This is a genomic window from Streptomyces sp. NPDC085460 (genome assembly GCF_044541975.1).
Lineage (GTDB): Bacteria > Actinomycetota > Actinomycetes > Streptomycetales > Streptomycetaceae > Streptomyces.
The window spans coordinates 373,263-389,622 of the sequence record NZ_JBITTO010000009.1 but is presented as its reverse complement, the minus strand read 5'-3'; the positions used below and the strand labels follow the sequence as shown (position 1 = coordinate 389,622).

At 75.1% G+C, this 16,360-nt stretch carries 15 protein-coding genes; 7 read left to right on the top strand and 8 right to left on the bottom strand.

Translation table 11 applies throughout. The features are described from left to right. The first annotated feature begins 31 nt into the window (after positions 1-31). Positions 32-838: an SGNH/GDSL hydrolase family protein gene (locus ACIGHB_RS25220; RefSeq protein WP_360315685.1), complete on the top strand. Its 807-nt coding sequence runs from the start codon at positions 32-34 to the stop codon at positions 836-838. A gap of 133 nt (positions 839-971) precedes the next feature. Here the strand turns inward: ACIGHB_RS25220 and ACIGHB_RS25215 are convergent, their stop codons facing one another. Beyond that, positions 972-1,883, bottom strand: a complete 912-nt coding sequence (locus ACIGHB_RS25215; RefSeq protein WP_399916032.1) for a protein kinase — start codon at positions 1,881-1,883, stop codon at positions 972-974. A 297-nt stretch (positions 1,884-2,180) separates the two neighbouring features. Between ACIGHB_RS25215 and ACIGHB_RS25210 the strand changes: the two genes are divergently transcribed. Then, on the top strand, positions 2,181-2,453 hold the full coding sequence (locus ACIGHB_RS25210) for a hypothetical protein (protein ID WP_360315681.1): 273 nt from the start codon (positions 2,181-2,183) through the stop codon (positions 2,451-2,453). Positions 2,454-2,592: 139 nt separating this feature from the next. On the opposite strand, the gene ACIGHB_RS25205 is transcribed toward ACIGHB_RS25210, so the two are convergent. The 3 genes from ACIGHB_RS25205 to ACIGHB_RS25195 all read right to left on the bottom strand — a co-directional run bounded on the left by ACIGHB_RS25205 (position 2,593) and on the right by ACIGHB_RS25195 (position 5,716). Further along, positions 2,593-3,789 carry a CaiB/BaiF CoA-transferase family protein gene (locus tag ACIGHB_RS25205; protein WP_360315679.1) on the bottom strand — a complete coding sequence of 399 codons (1,197 nt, stop codon included), beginning with the start codon at positions 3,787-3,789 and terminating at the stop codon, positions 2,593-2,595. A 215-nt stretch (positions 3,790-4,004) separates the two neighbouring features. Further along, positions 4,005-4,781, bottom strand: coding sequence for an ABC transporter permease (locus ACIGHB_RS25200; RefSeq protein WP_360315677.1), 777 nt, complete (start codon positions 4,779-4,781; stop codon positions 4,005-4,007). Next, positions 4,778-5,716 (bottom strand): ATP-binding cassette domain-containing protein, encoded by a 939-nt coding sequence (locus tag ACIGHB_RS25195; RefSeq protein ID WP_360315675.1) that lies wholly within the window; start codon positions 5,714-5,716, stop codon positions 4,778-4,780. Before ACIGHB_RS25195 ends, ACIGHB_RS25200 begins: the two co-directional genes overlap by 4 nt. 61 nt (positions 5,717-5,777) lie before the next feature. On the opposite strand from ACIGHB_RS25195, the gene ACIGHB_RS25190 reads away from it, so the two are divergent. Further along, positions 5,778-6,581 carry a TetR/AcrR family transcriptional regulator gene (locus tag ACIGHB_RS25190; protein WP_399916029.1) on the top strand — a complete coding sequence of 268 codons (804 nt, stop codon included), beginning with the start codon at positions 5,778-5,780 and terminating at the stop codon, positions 6,579-6,581. Here the strand turns inward: ACIGHB_RS25190 and ACIGHB_RS25185 are convergent. From ACIGHB_RS25185 to hmgA, 4 genes are all read right to left on the bottom strand, one after another. Then, positions 6,568-7,767, bottom strand: a complete 1,200-nt coding sequence (locus tag ACIGHB_RS25185; protein WP_399916026.1) for a type ISP restriction/modification enzyme — start codon at positions 7,765-7,767, stop codon at positions 6,568-6,570. The genes ACIGHB_RS25190 and ACIGHB_RS25185 overlap by 14 nt on opposite strands. A gap of 47 nt (positions 7,768-7,814) precedes the next feature. Continuing rightward, positions 7,815-8,798: a hypothetical protein gene (locus tag ACIGHB_RS25180; RefSeq protein WP_399916025.1), complete on the bottom strand. Its 984-nt coding sequence runs from the start codon at positions 8,796-8,798 to the stop codon at positions 7,815-7,817. 187 nt (positions 8,799-8,985) lie between these two features. Next, on the bottom strand, positions 8,986-9,735 hold the full coding sequence (locus ACIGHB_RS25175) for a GntR family transcriptional regulator (RefSeq protein ID WP_360315669.1): 750 nt from the start codon (positions 9,733-9,735) through the stop codon (positions 8,986-8,988). A gap of 45 nt (positions 9,736-9,780) precedes the next feature. Further along, positions 9,781-11,094, bottom strand: coding sequence for a homogentisate 1,2-dioxygenase (gene hmgA, locus ACIGHB_RS25170; RefSeq protein ID WP_399916022.1), 1,314 nt, complete (start codon positions 11,092-11,094; stop codon positions 9,781-9,783). A 154-nt stretch (positions 11,095-11,248) separates the two neighbouring features. Here hmgA and ACIGHB_RS25165 point away from each other — a divergent pair, with 154 nt between their 5' ends. Genes ACIGHB_RS25165 through ACIGHB_RS25150 form a run of 4 tightly spaced genes read left to right on the top strand, consistent with a single transcriptional unit; the run spans position 11,249 to position 16,338 of the window. Continuing rightward, a complete protein-coding gene (locus ACIGHB_RS25165) occupies positions 11,249-13,492 on the top strand; it encodes a right-handed parallel beta-helix repeat-containing protein (protein WP_399916020.1) in 2,244 nt (747 codons plus the stop codon). Continuing rightward, positions 13,489-14,388, top strand: coding sequence for a hypothetical protein (locus ACIGHB_RS25160; RefSeq protein ID WP_399916018.1), 900 nt, complete (start codon positions 13,489-13,491; stop codon positions 14,386-14,388). Before ACIGHB_RS25165 ends, ACIGHB_RS25160 begins: the two co-directional genes overlap by 4 nt. Next, positions 14,385-15,671, top strand: coding sequence for a hypothetical protein (locus ACIGHB_RS25155; RefSeq protein ID WP_399916016.1), 1,287 nt, complete (start codon positions 14,385-14,387; stop codon positions 15,669-15,671). Before ACIGHB_RS25160 ends, ACIGHB_RS25155 begins: the two co-directional genes overlap by 4 nt. 19 nt (positions 15,672-15,690) lie before the next feature. Next, positions 15,691-16,338: a TetR/AcrR family transcriptional regulator gene (locus tag ACIGHB_RS25150; protein ID WP_360315661.1), complete on the top strand. Its 648-nt coding sequence runs from the start codon at positions 15,691-15,693 to the stop codon at positions 16,336-16,338. The last annotated feature ends 22 nt before the right edge of the window (positions 16,339-16,360 follow it).

Here is a 16,360-nt window from a genome sequence, read left to right as displayed (position 1 = left end):
TAGCGCAGAGATCCTGCTCCAGGGAGGTTCCATGAAACTGTCGCGATGCGCGGCCTTCGCGTCCTCGCTCCTGCTCGGCGCCGTCCTCGCCCTGACCGGGGCGGGAGCCGCGCAGGCCGCGGAGAGCGCCGCCGTCGACTACGTGGCCCTCGGCGACTCGTACTCCTCCGGCGTCGGCGCCGGCAGCTACGAGAGCGCCAGCGGCGACTGCAAGCGCTCCACCAAGGCGTACCCGCGCCTCTGGGCCAACGCCAACTCCCCCTCCTCCTTCGCCTTCACGGCCTGCTCCGGCGCGGTCACCACCGACGTCACCGGCAAGCAGCTCGGCCCCCTCTCGGCCGCCACCGACCTCGTCTCGATCACCATCGGCGGCAACGACGCCGGCTTCGCCGACGTCATGACGACCTGTGTGCTCCAGTCGGAGTCCACCTGCGTCAACCGGGTCAACCAGGCGAAGGGTTACGTCGACACCACCCTGCCCGCCCGGCTCGACGCGGTGTACAACGCGATCCGCGCCAAGGCCCCCGCCGCCCGGGTCGTCGTCCTCGGCTACCCGCGCTTCTACCAGCTGAACGGCTCCTGCGTCGCCGGCCTCAGCGAGAACGAGCGCAAGGCGATCAACGGCGCCTCCGACCACCTCAACGCCGCCGTCGCCAAGCGCGCCGCCGACCACGGCTTCACCTTCGCCAGTGTCGTCCCGGCCTTCACCGGCCACGAGATCTGCTCCGGCTCGGCCTGGCTGCACAGCGTCAACTGGCTCAACATCGGGGAGTCCTACCACCCGACGGCCAACGGCCAGTCGGGCGGCTACCTGCCCAGCTTCAGGAACGCGGCGTAGCGGCGGGTCCCCCGTCCTCCGCACCCGTACCCGCGGCGCCGGGAACGGCAGGAGCGGTGCTCGACGCCCCGCCCCCGCCCGCACCGGCGCCCGCACCCTCGAAGGCGCGCGAGGGCGTGTCGTCAGACACGCCCTACCCCCTGACGGCCTGCCAGACCAGCGCCGCCACGATTACCAGCGCCCCCGCGATCCCGGCCACGAGGACCACGCCTCTGCCCGGGCCCCGCCGCCGCGCACCGGTGCGCGCGGGCTCCTCCGCACGCCCCCCGCGCAACCCCGCCGCGCCGTCGTGCTCCCGATGCTCCGAGTGCTCCCGGCGCTCCGGCCCGCTCACCGGCCCGCGCTCCGGCGCCCCGTCCGCCGGCGTGCTCCCACGAGGCCGCTCCCCGGCGCCGGCCGTCCGCTCCAGCTCCCGTACGGCCCAGGCCCGCACCCCCGCGTCCCGGTCGGCCAGCCCCGCGGCCACCGCTGCCAGCGGTCCCGACCGCGTATCGGCGACCATCGCGCCGAGCAGCGCGCCCAGCGACCGCAGGTCCTCCTCCGCCCCCGGCGGCGGGGCGTCCGGCACCGAGGTCCCGGTGGCCACGCCGGTCACGACCACCCGCCCGTCGTTCGCGAGCAGCACCCGGTCGGGGGCGAGCCCGCGGTAGGGGACGCCCGCCTCCCGGGCCGCCCGCAGCGCCGCCAGCACCCCGAGCGCCACCCGCGCCGCCTCCCGGTCGGGCAGCGGCCCGTCCGCCTCCAGGGTCTCCGCCAGCGTCAGCCCGCGGACCAGCTCCATCACGATCCACGGCCGGCCGCGCTCCACGACCACGTCGTACACCTCGGCCACACCGGGACCCCGGATCGCCTCCGCGGCCCGCGCCTCGCGCTCGACCCGCGCGTACAGCAGCCGCTCCTCCGCCTCGGGCGTTCCCGGCGGGGCGTGCACCTCCTTGACGGCCACCTCGCGGCCGAGCGTCTCGTCCCTGGCGCGCCAGACGATCCCCGCCGCGCCCTCCGCGAGGGCGTCCAGCAGCCGGTAACGGCCCGCGATCAGCGTCATGGACCCACGGTAGCCGCGCCCCCGCCGGGTGGCGAGCCACTCGAACGGACCTCGGTGTCGTAGATCACACCGGCCTCCGGAGCCGCAGGTGGACGGCCGGGGTGCAGGATGGTTCGTGACGGTTCGGCAGGTGTTCGAACCCTGTCCAACTCGCCCTGGAATCAGATGGATTCGTAGCGTGACCGTCAACCCCCGTACGAGTGCAGTCGATCCGGGCGGTGGGATACACGCGTGTCACTGTGGGGCGATAGGGTTAACCTGCCCGGGCCGGGTGCCCTCGTACGGGTGGGGAGTGACATGGAACAGATAACGATGCGGAGCAGGCCGCGTGTGCCTGCCATCACCTGCGGGAGCAGCGCGACCAGTTCGCGCCTCGACCGCCATCTCGCGGTGCTCGGCGGTCCCGCCGTGCCCCAGCGCGAGGTGGCCGAGGCGACCCTGCTCATGCGGGAACTGACGACGCGTCGCCACGAGACGCCGGTCCCGAGCCGGCACGGCGACCGTGCGCGGGTCTCGCTCTTCGCCCCGCTCCGCCGTCTGCGCCGGACCCTGTTCGGCGCCCGCCACTGACCGTTCCGCGCGCTCCGGGCGCCGCGTCCCCGACGTGGCCCGCCGCCCGGACCCGCCGCCCGTGACCACCCGCACATCGAGAGCGCCGGACGCGTCCCCGCCCGTCCGGCGCTCCGTCGTACCCGCACCCGGGCCCAGGTCAGGCGATCACGCCCGCGGCCCGCAGGTTCCCCACCTCCGCCGCCGGGACGCCCAGCTCCGCGAGGACCGAGTCGGTGTGCTCGCCGAGGGCCGGGATCCGGCCCATCGGCGCCTCCGGGGAGCCGGGGAAGCCGACCGGCGGCAGCAGTGACGGCAGCGGTCCGACGGGGGAGTCCACCGGGCGCCAGCGGTCCCGGGCCGCCAGCTGCGGGTGGTCCACCAGCTCCGCCACCGAGTTGAGCCGCGCGCAGGCGATGCCGGCCGCGTCCAGGCGCCGTACCGCCTCGTCCGCCGGCAGCGCGGCGAGCGCCGCCCCCACGGCCGCGTCCGTCGCCGTCCGGCCCGCGACCCGGGCCGCGTTGGTCGCGAAGGACGGGTCACCGGCGAGTTCCGGCCGCTCCAGGACCCGCTCGGCGAGCCGCCGCCACTCCCGGTCGTTCTGCACGGAGAGCAGCACCAGGCCCCCGTCCGCCGTCGGATAGGCGTCGTAGGGCGCGATTACCGCGTGCGCGAGCCCCGTGCGCGCCGGGGCCGTCCCTCCGTGCGCCCCGTGGTGCAGCGGGTGCCCCATCCACTCCGCGAGCGCGTCGAACAGCGACACCTCCACCGGCCCGCCCCGCCCCGTCGTGCCGCGCCGGACGAGGGCGGCGAGGACGCCCGCGTACGCGTACATCCCGGCCGCGATGTCGGCGGCCGGGATGCCGGACTTGACGGGCTGTCCGGGGGTGCCGGTGACCGAGACGAGCCCGGTCTCGCACTGCACGAGCATGTCGTACGCCCTCCGGTGGGCGTAGGGGCCGTCCGGCCCGTACCCGGAGACGTCCACGGCGATCAGCCTCGGGTGCGCGGCGCAGAGCGTGGCCGCGTCGAGGCCGAGCCGGGCCGCCGCCCCGTGCGCGAGGTTCTGCACGAAGACGTCGGCGTCCGCGACGAGCCGCCCCACCAGCTCCCGCCCGCGCGGCTCCTTCAGGTCGACGGCGACCGACTCCTTGCCGCGGTTGCACCAGACGAAGTGCGAGGCCAGGCCCCGGGCCGCGGTGTCGTAGCCGCGGGCGAAGTCGCCGCCGTCGGGGCGCTCGACCTTGACGACCCGCGCGCCGAGGTCGGCGAGCTGCCGGGTGGCGAAGGGGGCGGCGACGGCCTGCTCGACGGAGACGACGGTGATCCCGTCCAGGGGGAGTGGCTGAGTGCTCATGTCCGCCTGCCTACCGCGCCCGGCGGGGCCCTGTCATCAGGAGCCGGCTCACACCGGCGGCTCCGCACCGCCGCTCCACACGGCAGGCCCGCACGGCCGCTCCACACGGCAGGCCCGCACGGCCGGTTCACACGGCAGGCCCGCACGGCCGGTCCACACGGCCGGTCCACACGGCAGGCCCGCACGGCCGGCTCGGCGGCGCCCGCACCGCCGGTTCAGCGGCGCGCGTACCGACGGACGGCGAGCGGGGCGAACACCGCGATCAGGGCGAGGGACCAGAGCAGCGAGCCGGCGACCGGGTGGGCGACCGGCCAGGCGGCGTCCGCGGGCACGGGGGCGTTGCCGAAGAGCTCCCGCACGGCGGTGGTGACGGCGGAGATCGGGTTCCACTCGGCGGTCGTGCGCAGCCAGCCCGGCATCCCGTCGGTCGGGATGTACGCGTTGGAGAGCAGCGGCAGCATGAAGGTGGCGCTGCCGAGCTGTCCGGCCGCCTCCTCGCTCTCGGAGGCGAGGCCGAGCAGGATGCCCACCCAGGTCGCGGCGAACCGGAAGAGCAGCAGCAGCCCGAACGCGCCGAGGGCTTCGAGGGCGGTCCCCTCGATCCGCCACCCCATGGCGAACCCGACCAGGACCAGCGGGACCGTGCCGACGGCGCAGACGACGAGGTCGGCGACGGCCTGCGCGACCGGGACGGCGGCGCGGCCCACGGGGAGGGTCAGGAAGCGGTCGGTGACGCCCCGGTGGGTGTCCTGGGCCGCCTGGAACATGCCGGTCATCAGCCCGCCGGCGGCGGTCGCGACCAGCAGGCCCGGCACGAGGAAGGAGCGGTACTCGGCGCCGGGCATGGCGAGGGCGCCGCCGAGGACGTACCCGAAGAAGAGCAGGAAGACGATCGGCATCGTCTGGGTCATCACGGCGATGGCGGGGGCGTGCCGGATCCGCCGGAGGTGCCGGCCGACCAGGGCGGAGCCTTCGAGGGCGAGGGCGTTCACGCGACGGTCTCCTTCCGTCCGGTGAGGCGCAGGAACACCTCGTCGAGGGTGGGCGGACGCAGCGCGGCGTCGACGATGTGGATCCCGGCGGCGTCGATCTCGCGGACGAGCCGGGGCAGGGTGAGGGTGGGGTCGGTGGTGACCGCGCCGACGGTGCGGCGCTCGGTGTCCAGGACCGGCGTCGAGCCGGTCAGCCGGTCGAGCACCGCCGCGGCGGGCTCCAGCGGACCCGGGCCGGCGACGACGACCTCGGCGCGGCTGCCCACCAGCGCCTTCAGCTCGGCGGGGGTGCCGCGGTGGGCGGCCCGGCCGTCCTCGATGAGGACGATGTCGTCGGCGAGCCGGTCGGCCTCCTCCAGGTACTGGGTGGTGAGCACCACGGTGGTGCCCTGTCCGGTGAGCCCGCGGACGGCGTCCCAGACAGCGCCGCGACTGCGCGGGTCCAGGCCGGTGGTCGGCTCGTCGAGGAAGAGGACCGAGGGGCGGGCCAGCAGGCCGGCCGCGAGGTCGAGGCGGCGCCGCATGCCGCCGGAGTAGGTGCGGACGAGCCGGTCGCCGGCCTCGGCCAGGCCGTACTCCTCCAGGAGTTCGTCGGCGCGGGAGCGCGGCAGGCGGAGCAGCCGGGCGAAGAGGCGCAGGTTCTCGGCGCCGGTGAGGTCCCCGTCGACGGAGGCGTACTGGCCGGTGACGGCGATCCGCCGGCGCACCCCTGCGGGGTCGCGGACCAGGTCGTGCCCGGCGATCCGGGCGCTGCCGGCGTCGGGCGCGAGGAGCGTGGTCAGGATCCGGACGGCGGTGGTCTTGCCGGCGCCGTTGGGGCCGAGGACGGCGCAGACGGTGCCCTCGGGGACCGCGAGGTCGAGCCCGCGCAGCGCGTGGACCTCGCCGTACCGCTTCTCCAGACCCTCACTAAGTACAGCGTACGTAGTAGTCATGGCGGCACCGTACCGCACTACGTACGGTGTACGTAACTAGGATGGGGGGCGAGGTGATGAGATGGCGGGCCGAGCGGCCGAACCCGAAGTGATCTGGACGCGCCCCGAGCGCGCGGGCCGCGGCCCCAGACCCGCGTTCAGCAGGCAGGACGTGGTCGCCGCCGCCGTCCGCATCGCCGACGCCGACGGCATCGACGCGCTCTCCATGCGCCGCGTCGCCGCCGACCTCGGCTGCGGCACCATGTCGCTGTACAACTACGTCCCCCGCAAGGAGGACCTGTACGAGCTGATGGTCGACGCGGTCAGCGCCGAGTACGTCCTCCCGGAGCGCCCCAGCGGCGACTGGCGGGCCGACATGACCGACCTGGCCCACCAGACCCGGGCGATCATGCACCGGCACCTGTGGCTCTCCCGCGTGATGACCACCGCCTACGGCTTCAGCCCCCACGCCCTGCGCTACCTGGAGTGGTGCCTCGGCTGCCTGGAACCCCTCGACGTGCCCGGCGGGCTCAAGATGCAGCTCATCGCGATGGTCAACGGCACCGTGATGGCCACCGTCCGCAACGAACAGGCCATCGCCGAACGCGCCCGCGGCCTGCCCTGGTCCGAGGAGGAGGAACAGGCCGTGCGCGGCGCCTACCTGACGGGTCAGGTGGCCACCGGCCGCTACCCGCACCTCGCCGCGCTGCTCGCCGAGTCCGCCGCCCCCGTCGACGCGGACGAGATCTTCGCGATGACCATCGCGCGGCTGCTGGACTCCTTCGCGGCGGGGGGACCGGCGGGGGATCCGGCAGGGGGACCGGCGGGGGATCAGGCCGGGGGACCGGCTGGGGGTCCGGCCGGGGGGTCCGTCACACCAGCGTGAACTGGCCCTCCGGGCCCTCCTCCCGATGGTCGAGGACCGACGCCGGCCGCCGGGCCGGGTCCGGCACCGGCAGCACTCCGGCCGCGCGCAGCGCCGCCCTGCCGGGCCCGCCGCCCGCCGTGAACGGCGCGCGCTCCGCCTCGCGCGCGCCGAGGAGCGCGAGGACCGTGACCAGGTCGAGGAGTTCGGAGGTCCACTCCTGCGGCCAGGCGGCGGGTCCGATCGCCTCCAGGGTGCCCGGCTCCGCCGGCGCGGTACGGCGGGCGAACCACTGCTCCAGGACCCGCACCCCGCCCACCCGGTACTCCCAGGCCGCCTCGGGAACCGGCGAGACGCGGCCCTCGCCGACGCTCAGGACCTCGCCCTCGGGGTCGTACGCGAGCGACTCCGGGCGCGGCGGGAGCGCCGCCCGCACATAGGGACGGCGCCCGCCCGGCAACCGCGGCCGCGTCCCCGTCAGCGCGCCCCGCAGCTGGATGTCCAACAGCTCCCGCCCCAGCGCCACGCCCGCCACCCACACGGCCGGGTCGGCGGGCAGCGGCACCCGGCACCCGGCGGGGGAGGGGACCGCCGCCGCGACGGTCCAGGCGAGCCACCGCACCGGGTCGGCATCCCCGTACCGCTCGCGCAGGAAGCCGGTCAGCCCCGGAGCCAGGTTCGGCTCCGCGCCGCCCGGGCGCCGGAACAGCGGCCGGATCCGGCCCGGACGGCCCGCCGGGGACCGCCCCTCCGGCAGCGCCCCGCTCACGAGCAGCGCCGGCCCTGCCGCCCCCGGCACCTGCCCCTGCTCCACCGCGAAGAGCTGCGGATCGTCCGCCACGCGCCACAGCTCGGGGCGGGCGGTGTCGATCAGCCGGTGGTCGGGCAGGAGCCACTGCTCGTCGAAGGGCCCGGCCAGCACCCGCACCGGCGCGGGGCACGGCCCGCTCTCGCGGGCGAACCGGCCGGTCCCGGTCCGCTGCCCCGGCAGCGCCGCCACCGCCGTGGCCGTGGTACGCGCCCGGCTCGGCCGGAACAGCGCCTCGCGCTCGCCGCCCTCGGCCGCGACCAGCCGGTCCCACCGCCCGCGCAGCGTCCGCGCGTCGGGCGCCACCACCCACGCCCGCCCGAACCGCAGCGGCGCCACCGACCACGGCATCAACTCGTCCAGAAGAGGGGTGTCGTCCGCGTCCGTCACGCCCCGCATGCTAACGAGCACCCTCCGCGCGGGGCCAGCGCACAGGCGGGCACCGTTCAGCGGCGGGGCTCGGGGAGGGCCGCCGGTTCGCGCGGTGCCAGCTCCTCGAACAGGCGGCGGTACGCCTCGGGGTCCCGCTCGAAGTCCGCCCCGGAAGCGAGGGCGGCCCGTTCGGAGTCCTGGCCCCGGAGCAGGTCGACGGAGGTCTGCGCGAACCGCTCCTGGAGGCCGTCCCGTTCGGCTTCGGCGAGCAGCCGGCGCAGTTCGGCGACGGCGGTCTCGGCCGCGGCGCGGGCGGCGGGCCCGGACCGGAGCCTGTTCCCCAGTCCGGCCGCGGGGGCGGCCTCCTCCAGCAGCACCGCCAGCCGGTCCGAGAGCTCCCGCGCCGCCTGTGCCGTGCGCCGGCTCTCCGGCCCGGCCTCCCGCAGCACCCACAGGGCGCGGACCAGTTCGGGGTCGGGCGCCGCGCCGAACTCCCCCTGCCGTCCGGCGCCCCGCGCCGCCTCCATCGCCCGCTCGTGGTCCCGGGCGGTCCACCCCGCCGCCTCGGCCAGTGCGGTGGCGCGGCGCACGAGCCGTGCCTCCACGCCGAGGGTGCGGGGGAGGGCCCGGAGGTTCCCGCCCACCAGCCCCACCGCGATGGCGAGGATCCCCCACGCCAGGACGATCCCGCCGGGGTCGCCGTCGTTCTCGAACGCCACCCCCGCGTCGGGATCCTCCAGGTCCCCCTGGTCAGGACCCTCCGTGTACATGAACGCGGACTGCCACCCGTAGCCGCGGCTGTCGCCCCAGTTCGGGGCCTTGAGGAGGCTGCTCCGGGTGGGGTCGCAGCGGTACGGCTCCTCCCGGACCCTCTGCGCGTACGGGTCGCTCCACCGGACCCGGCAGGCGCCGTCGGGCTTCTCCTCGACCACCGCGAGGTCGATCTGGCGCGTCGCGACGGGCTTCGGTTCCGGCTGGACGGTGGAGATGCCCACCCCGCACGCGGACAGCACGAAACCGAGCGTCAGCACCCACCGGAAGAAAGGCTTGTGTCTCATGTGATCCCCCCGGGGCCAGTCTCTCCGGCACGGGTGCGCGGGGGAAGGGGGGAGCCGGGCAGCGCGCGGGCGCGTCGTCTGCCGGAGCCCGGCAGACGCGGCCTGGTGGACGTGTTCCGGCAGACACGGGCCGGCAGGCGCGGGCCCGGCGGCCTCAGCCCGGCGGACGCGGGCCCCCGCCCCGGGGTCAGTGCGCCTCGACCGTCACCGTGAAGGAGAAGCGGTCGCCGCGGTAGCGGATGCGGGCGACGTCGACAACCCGGCCGTCCTCGGCGTAGGTGACGCCGGTGTAGTGGAGGATCGGCGACAGCAGCGGGACCTTGAGGAGTTCGGCGGTCTCCGGGTCGGCGAGCCGGGCCTCGACGGTGTCGGTGATCCGGCTGATCCGCACCCCGACGACGTCCCGGAGGACCTTCGTCATCGGCCAGCGCTCCAGGTCCGCCGGGTCGATCGCGGCGGCGAACTCCGGCCGCACCGCGTTCTCCGCCCAGTTCGTCGGCTCGTCGCTCTCGCCGTCGGAGCGCAGCCGGCGGTACGTGGTGACCTCGGCCACGTCCGGGAAGTACTCGGCGAGTTCGCCGGGCACCGGCTCCGGGCCGTGGCCGAGGACGGTGGTCCGCTCGCCGGACTGCTGGGCCACGATCGCGTCGATCGAGCCGAGCAGCCGGCGCGGGGTGGAGCGCCGGGCGCCCGGCTCGATGAAGGTGCCGCGCCGCCGGTGCCGGCTGATCAGCCCCTCCTCCTCCAGCTCCTTCAGCGCCTGCCGCATGGTCAGCACGCTGACGCCGTAGTGCGCGGCGAGCTGCTCCTCGGTGGGCAGCCGCAGCGAGGCGTCGGGCGTGCGGCCCAGTATGGAGGCGCGCAGGGACTGCGAGACCTGGTACCACAGCGGGAGCTTGCGGTTCAGGACCAGCGAGTCGGGAGCGAAGGCGGTCACGGCGTTCTCCGTACGACGACGGGGTGGGGCGGCTGAGGCAGGACTCTACGGCCGGAAATGACGCTCCAGACCCTGCCATACGTCGTCGTAACCGCGCTGGAGGTGGTCGGCCCTGGCCGCCTGCGCGGTCGCCGTCACCGGCCAGCGGGTCTCGAACATGAAGGCCAGGCCGTCGTCGATCTTCTGCGGCTTCAGCTCGGCGGCGCTCGCCCGGTCGAAGGTCTCCCGGTCGGGGCCGTGCGCGGACATCATGTTGTGCAGCGAGCCGCCGCCCGGTACGAAGCCCTCGGCCTTGGCGTCGTACGCGCCCTCGATCAGGCCCATGTACTCGCTCATCACGTTCCGGTGGAAGTACGGCGGCCGGAAGGTGTCCTCGCCGACCAGCCAGCGCGGGGCGAAGACCACGAAGTCGACGCCGGCCAGGCCGGGGGTGTCGGAGGGCGAGGTGAGGACGGTGAAGATGGACGGGTCGGGGTGGTCGTAGGAGATCGTCCCGATGACGTTGAAGCGGCGCAGGTCGTAGACGTACGGGGTGTGGTTGCCGTGCCAGGCGACGACGTCGAGCGGCGAGTGGGCGTACGTCGCCGTCCAGAGGTTGCCGCAGAACTTGTTGACCACCTCGACGGGGCCCTCGACGTCCTCGTAGGCGGCGACGGGGGCGCGGAAGTCCCGGGCGTTCGCCAGGCCGTTGGCGCCGATCGGGCCGAGGTCGGGGAGCTGGAACGGGGCGCCGTAGTTCTCGCAGACGTAGCCGCGCGCGGTCTCGTCCAGGAGCTCCACGCGGAAGCGGACCCCGCGCGGGATCAGCGCCACCTCGCCCGGGTGGGCGGCGAGCAGGCCCAGCTCGGTACGGAGGAGGAGGCCGCCGCGCTCGGGGACGATCAGCAGCTCGCCGTCGGAGTCGCCGAAGACCCGCTCCATGGAGGTGTCGGCGTGGTAGAGGTGCACGGCCATGCCGGTGCGCTGGGTCGCGTCGCCGTTGCCGCCGAGGGTCCACAGACCGGCCAGCCAGTCGGTGCCGGGCGCGGGGTCGGGCAGCGGGTTCCAGCGCAGCCGGTTGGGGTCGGCGACGCTCTCGGTGAAGGGAGCGGTGCGGACGGCGCCGTTGTCGGCCCGGACGAACGGCGGGTGGGCCGCCGACGGGTGGATCCGGTACAGCCACGAGCGGCGGTTGTGCGCCCGCGGCTCGGTGAACGCGCTGCCGCTGAGCTGCTCGGCGTAGAGCCCGAGCGGGGCGCGCTGCGGCGAGTTGCGGCCCTCCGGCAGGGCGCCGGGGAGCGCCTCCGAGCCGTGCTCGTTGCCGAATCCGGTGCTGTAGGTGAGGGCCTCGGCCGTCTTCCTGGCCTGCTCGGTCGTCATCGCCCGCTCCTGTCCTGAACCTGTCCCGAAAGGAATCCTATGGATGACCGTAGGATTCCGCGACGCTCCCGTCAACGGGGCGACGCCGAAGGGCTCGCGACCGGTTCGCGCACGACGGGGTCAAAAAGATGAACAATGCTCTACTCTCGCGGCCATGTCGTGGACCAGAAGGCTCGTCTCCGTGCTCTCGGTCGTGCTCGCGGTGCTCGCCGCGGCCCTGCTCACCGCCCCCGGCGCCCAGGCGCACGAGGAGCGGCCCGTCACCTTCCCCGACGGCTCCGGCAGCGTGCCGAAGCTCCGCACCGGCGAACCCGACCTCCTCGTCTGCAAGACGGACCGGGCCGACTTCGAACGCCGGATCGCCGCCTTCCCCGCCGCCCTCAAGGCCCGCAACCTCGACCTCTTCGCCCGCTGCGGCCGCTCCGGCTTCCGCCACCTCCAGCAGGCCGTCGACGCCGTCGACCGCCCCGGCACCACCATCGCGATCCTGCCCGGCCTGTACGAGGAGGAGCCCTCGCTGCCCGCCCCCGCCGGCGCCTGCGCCTCCCTGGACGCCCCGACGTCCTCCTTCGGCTACCAGATCCTGTCGTACGAGCAGCAGGCCCAGTGCCCGCACAACCAGAACCTGGTCGCCATCCTCGGCAAGAAGGACCTCCAGATCGAGGGCACCGGCGCCTCCCGCCTCGACGTCGTCATCGACGCGAAGTACACCAAGCTGAACGCCATCCGCGCCGACAAGTCCGACGGGATCTACTTCCGCAACTTCACCGCCCAGCGCACCACCTTCAACTCGCTGTACGTCCTCGCCGCCGACGGCTTCGTCATCGACGACGTCCTCACCCGCTGGAACGACGAGTACGGCTTCCTCACCTTCGCCTCCGACCACGGCCTCTACAAGAACTGCGAGTCCTACGGCAACGGCGACTCCGGCATCTACCCCGGCTCGGCCTCGAACATCAACGACGGGCGCGGCTACGACGTCCCCCGCTACTCCATCGAGATCACCGGCTGCCGCAGCCACCACAACATGGTCGGCTACTCCGGCACCGCGGGGGACTCCGTCTGGGTCCACGACAACGAGTTCGACCACAACATGGGCGGCGCCTCCATGGACTCCGCCTTCCCCGGCCACCCCGGACTCCCGCAGAACCACGCGAAGTTCGAGCGGAACCTGATCCACGACAACAACCAGGACTACTACCGCCACGTCGCCGACGGCACCTGCGCCCGGCCGCCCGCCGAGCGCGGCTACGAGAACGGCGTCGTCTGCCCCCAGATCTCGATGCCGCCCGGCAGCGGCATCATCACCGCGGGCGGCAACTGGAACCTCTACGAGGACAACTGGATCTACGGCCACGACCGCACCGGCTTCTACCTCAACGCCGTCCCCGCCTTCATCCGCGGCGAGTCCGCCTGGTCCAAGCAGACCGACACCTCCCATCACAACCGCTACGCGAACAACCGCCTCGGCATCGACAGGGCCGGCAACTCCCGCCCCAACCGCACCGACGTCTGGTGGGACGGCCAGGGCCGCGCGAACTGCTGGCAGGACGACACCGGCGCCTCCAGCCCCCGCACCCTGCCCGCCTGCGGTGCGGCCCGCGGCGAGGTCTCCGGCGCCACCGCCCGGCTCGTCGGCGAGCCCGTGAAGCTCGCCCAGCTCCTCGTCTGCGCCGACTACAACGTGCAGGCCCGCCGCCTCCCGGCCGGCTGCGACTGGTACGGCGCCCGCGGCCTCCAGCGCGTCGAGACCCAGATCGCCCTCGCCGCCTCCCTCCTCCTGGCCCTGGTCGGCACCGCCCTCTGGTGGCGCCGCCTGCGCGGCCGCCGCCTCGCCGCCGCCGCCCTCGCCACCGGCCTGGCCGGACTCGCCCTCGACGTCGCCGGCGCCACCCTCACCCTCTCCTCCACCTACGTCCCCGCCCTCGCCCTCCTCCTCACCGGCGCCTGGTGGACGGTCACCGGCCTCCTGCTGCGCCCCACCCGCCCCGTCTTCGCCTGGACCACGGTCGCCCTCGGCCTCCTCACCCTCCTCGACGCCTTCGACAAGGCCGTCCTGATGATCCCCGGCATCCCCGTCAGCCCGGCCTGGCTCCGCCTCCTCCTCGGCGTCGTCTGGGTCCTCTGGGCCGTCACCGCCGCCACCCCCCGCCCCACCCCTGGCTCGGCCTCCGCTCCAGGCTCGGCGCCCGCGCCTGGCTCGGCCCCCGCCCCTGGCGCCCCCGCCCCTGGCTCCGCCTCCGTGCCCGCGCCTGGCTCCGCCCCCGCGCCCGTCCCCGCGCCCACCCCCGACCCTGAGCGCCCGGCCGAGGATCACCCGGAGGGCCGCCCAGAGGGTCGCTCCGACGACCGCCCCGGGGATCACCCCGGCGACCGCCCTGAGGAGTTCCCCGCATGACCCCCTCGACTCCCGCCGCCGTGTCTTCCGCCCGCCGTCGTACGGCCCCGCTCGCGGCGGTCGCCGTGGCCGCCGTCCTGCTCCTGGCCGCCGGGTGCGGCGGCCGGGCCACCACCCACCACAAGCCCGGCACCAGCCACGAGCAGGACGCCGGGTCCCACGGCACCGTGCTCGCGGCCCGCGACGCGTCCGGCCACCGCCTCCGCGAACTCCCCGCCGCCGACGCGCCCTCCGTCCGCGCCGAGGCCCGCCCGGACAGCGAGGGCGGCTGGAACGTCCACCTCACCGTGGAGAGGTTCCGCTTCACCCCCGAGTCCACCGGCGGCGCCGCCCTCACCGGCCGCGGCCACGCCCGCCTGCTCGTCGACGGGCGGGAGACCGCCCGCGCCTACGGCCCCTGGTTCCACCTCCCGTCCGGCGCCCGCACCCTCACGGTCCGCCTCCACGCCGACGACCACACCGTCTGGGCGGTCGCCGGCAAGCCCGTCCAGACCACCCTCGCCCTCACCCCCGTCCCCTCCCCGTCCGCCTCCCTCACGCCCACCGCCGCGCCCACCCCTCCCTCCACCGCTCCCTCCACCCCTCCCGCAACCCCCTCCTCCACCTCGAACCCCGCCCCGGACCCCGCCCCCGCCGGCCGCACCCTCGACATCCGGGTCTCCGGATCGACCGTCACCCCGGCGCCCTCCCGCGTCGAGGTGAAGAAGGGGGAGCGGGTCACCCTCCGCGTTACCTCGGACCGTGCCGACACCCTCCACGTCCACGGCTACGACCGCGAGGCGACCCTCACCCCCGGCACCCCAGGCACCCTCACCCTGACCGCGGACCGCACCGGGCTCTTCGAGGTGGAGACGCACGAGTCCGGACTCGTGCTCACCCAACTGGTGGTCCGGTGACCGCCGTCCAGGCGGCCCCGCCCCTCCAGCTCGCCCACGGCGTCGGCGCCCAGCACGACCTGCCGCTCTCTCCCTTCTACGCCTACGCGGGTGCCTTCACGGCCCTCCTCGTCTCCTTTCTCGGCCTCGCCCTGCTCTGGTCCACCTCCCGCTTCCGCGGCGACCGCGCCGGCCGCCCCCTGCCCGCCTCCTTCCAGCGCCTCGCCGACGCCCCCGCCACCCGCACCGCCCTCCGGTTCCTCGGCGCCGCGCTCGCCCTGCTCTTCCTCGCCCACCTCCTCCTCGGCCCCGACGACCCCGACCGGAACCCCGCACCCGGCGCCCTCTACGTCCTCCTCTGGGTCGGACTCGTCCCCGCCTCCCTCCTCCTCGGCCCCGTCTGGCGCCTCCTCAATCCGCTCCGCGCCCTCCTCTCCCTCCGGCCGCCCCGCGCGCCCCTGCCGATACCCGCCGCCGTCGGCATCCGCCCCGCCGCCGCCGGCCTCCTCCTCTTCGCCTGGCTCGAACTCGTCGCCCCCGACAACACCTCCCGTCCCGTCCTCCTGGCCGCCCTCGCCGTCCACCTCGCCGTCCAGCTCCTCGGCGCCGCCCGCTACGGCGCCGCCTGGTTCGCCCACGCCGACCCCTTCGAGGTCTACTCCTCCCTCCTCGCCCGGCTCTCCCCGCTCGGCCGCCGCGCCGACGGCCGGCTCGTGCTCCGCTCCCCCTTCGACGGCCTCGACTCCACCCCCGAGACCCCCGGACTCGTCGCCACCGTCTGCGTCCTCCTCGGCACCACCGCCTACGACGGCCTCTCCGACAACCCCCGCTGGATCACCTCCCTCCAGACCTCCTCCCTCGGCCCCACCGTCACCGCCACCCTCGGCCTCCTCGCCGCCGTCGCCCTCGCCGCCGCCTGCTACGGACTCTGCGCCGGCGCTCTCCGCCTCCTGAACCGTGCCCTCACCACGCCCCTCACCTCCTTCGCCCACCCGCTGCTGCCCATCGCCCTCGGCTATCTCGCCGCCCACTACTTCTCACTCCTCGCGGTCGAAGGGCCACGTACCGTCATGATGGCAGTGGGCACTGACAACGCCCCCTCGCCCGCTCCACCGCTGGGCCCCGGGGGCCTCGCCGTCCTCCAGATCTCCGCGATCGTCACCGGTCACGTCCTCGGCGTCGTCGCCGCCCACGACCGGTCCGTCCGCCTCTTCCCGCCCGCCCGAGCCGTCGCCGGCCAACTCCCGCTCTTCGCGCTGATGATCGTGTACACCCTCGGCGGCATCGGCCTGCTCATCGCCTGAAAGGGATCGGAACGGCATCATGGACCCCGTGCCCCAGACCCGCCCGCACGGCCCGCCGCCCGCGCTCCGCCGCACCCCCGTCCAGCAGCGCAGCGCCGAGCGGCTCGCCCGCATCCTCGACGCCTGTGCCGGGCTCCTCGACGAGACCGGCTACGAGCAGCTGAGCACCCGGGCCGTCGCCGTCCGCGCCGGCGTCCCGATCGGCTCGGTCTACCGCTTCTTCGGCAACAAGCGGGCCATGGTCGCCGCCCTCGCCCACCGCAACCTCGACCGGTACGCCGAGCGGATCTCCGCCCGCTTCGAGCGGACCCCCGTCCTCGACGCGCACTCCGCGATCGACGGCGTCCTCGACGAGTTCATCGCGATGAAGCGGAGCGTGCCGGGCTTCGCCCTCGTCGACTTCGGCGTCCCCGCCGCCGAGGAGGCGGGAGGGGCGGCCGCCGAGGACCCCAACGGCTTGGTCGCCGAGCGGATCTGCGGCCTGCTCGCCACCCACCTCGGCCGCGTCTCCGACGAGACGCTGCGGCGCAAGGTCCTGGTCGGCGTCGAGACCGCCGACACCCTGGTCCGCCTCGCCTTCCGCGCCCACGCCGACGGCGACCCCGCCCTCATCGACGAGACCCGGCAGCTCCTCCACGCCTACCTCGCTCCCTCCCTCGCGCCCTGACCGCCCGGACGCGGCACCCTCG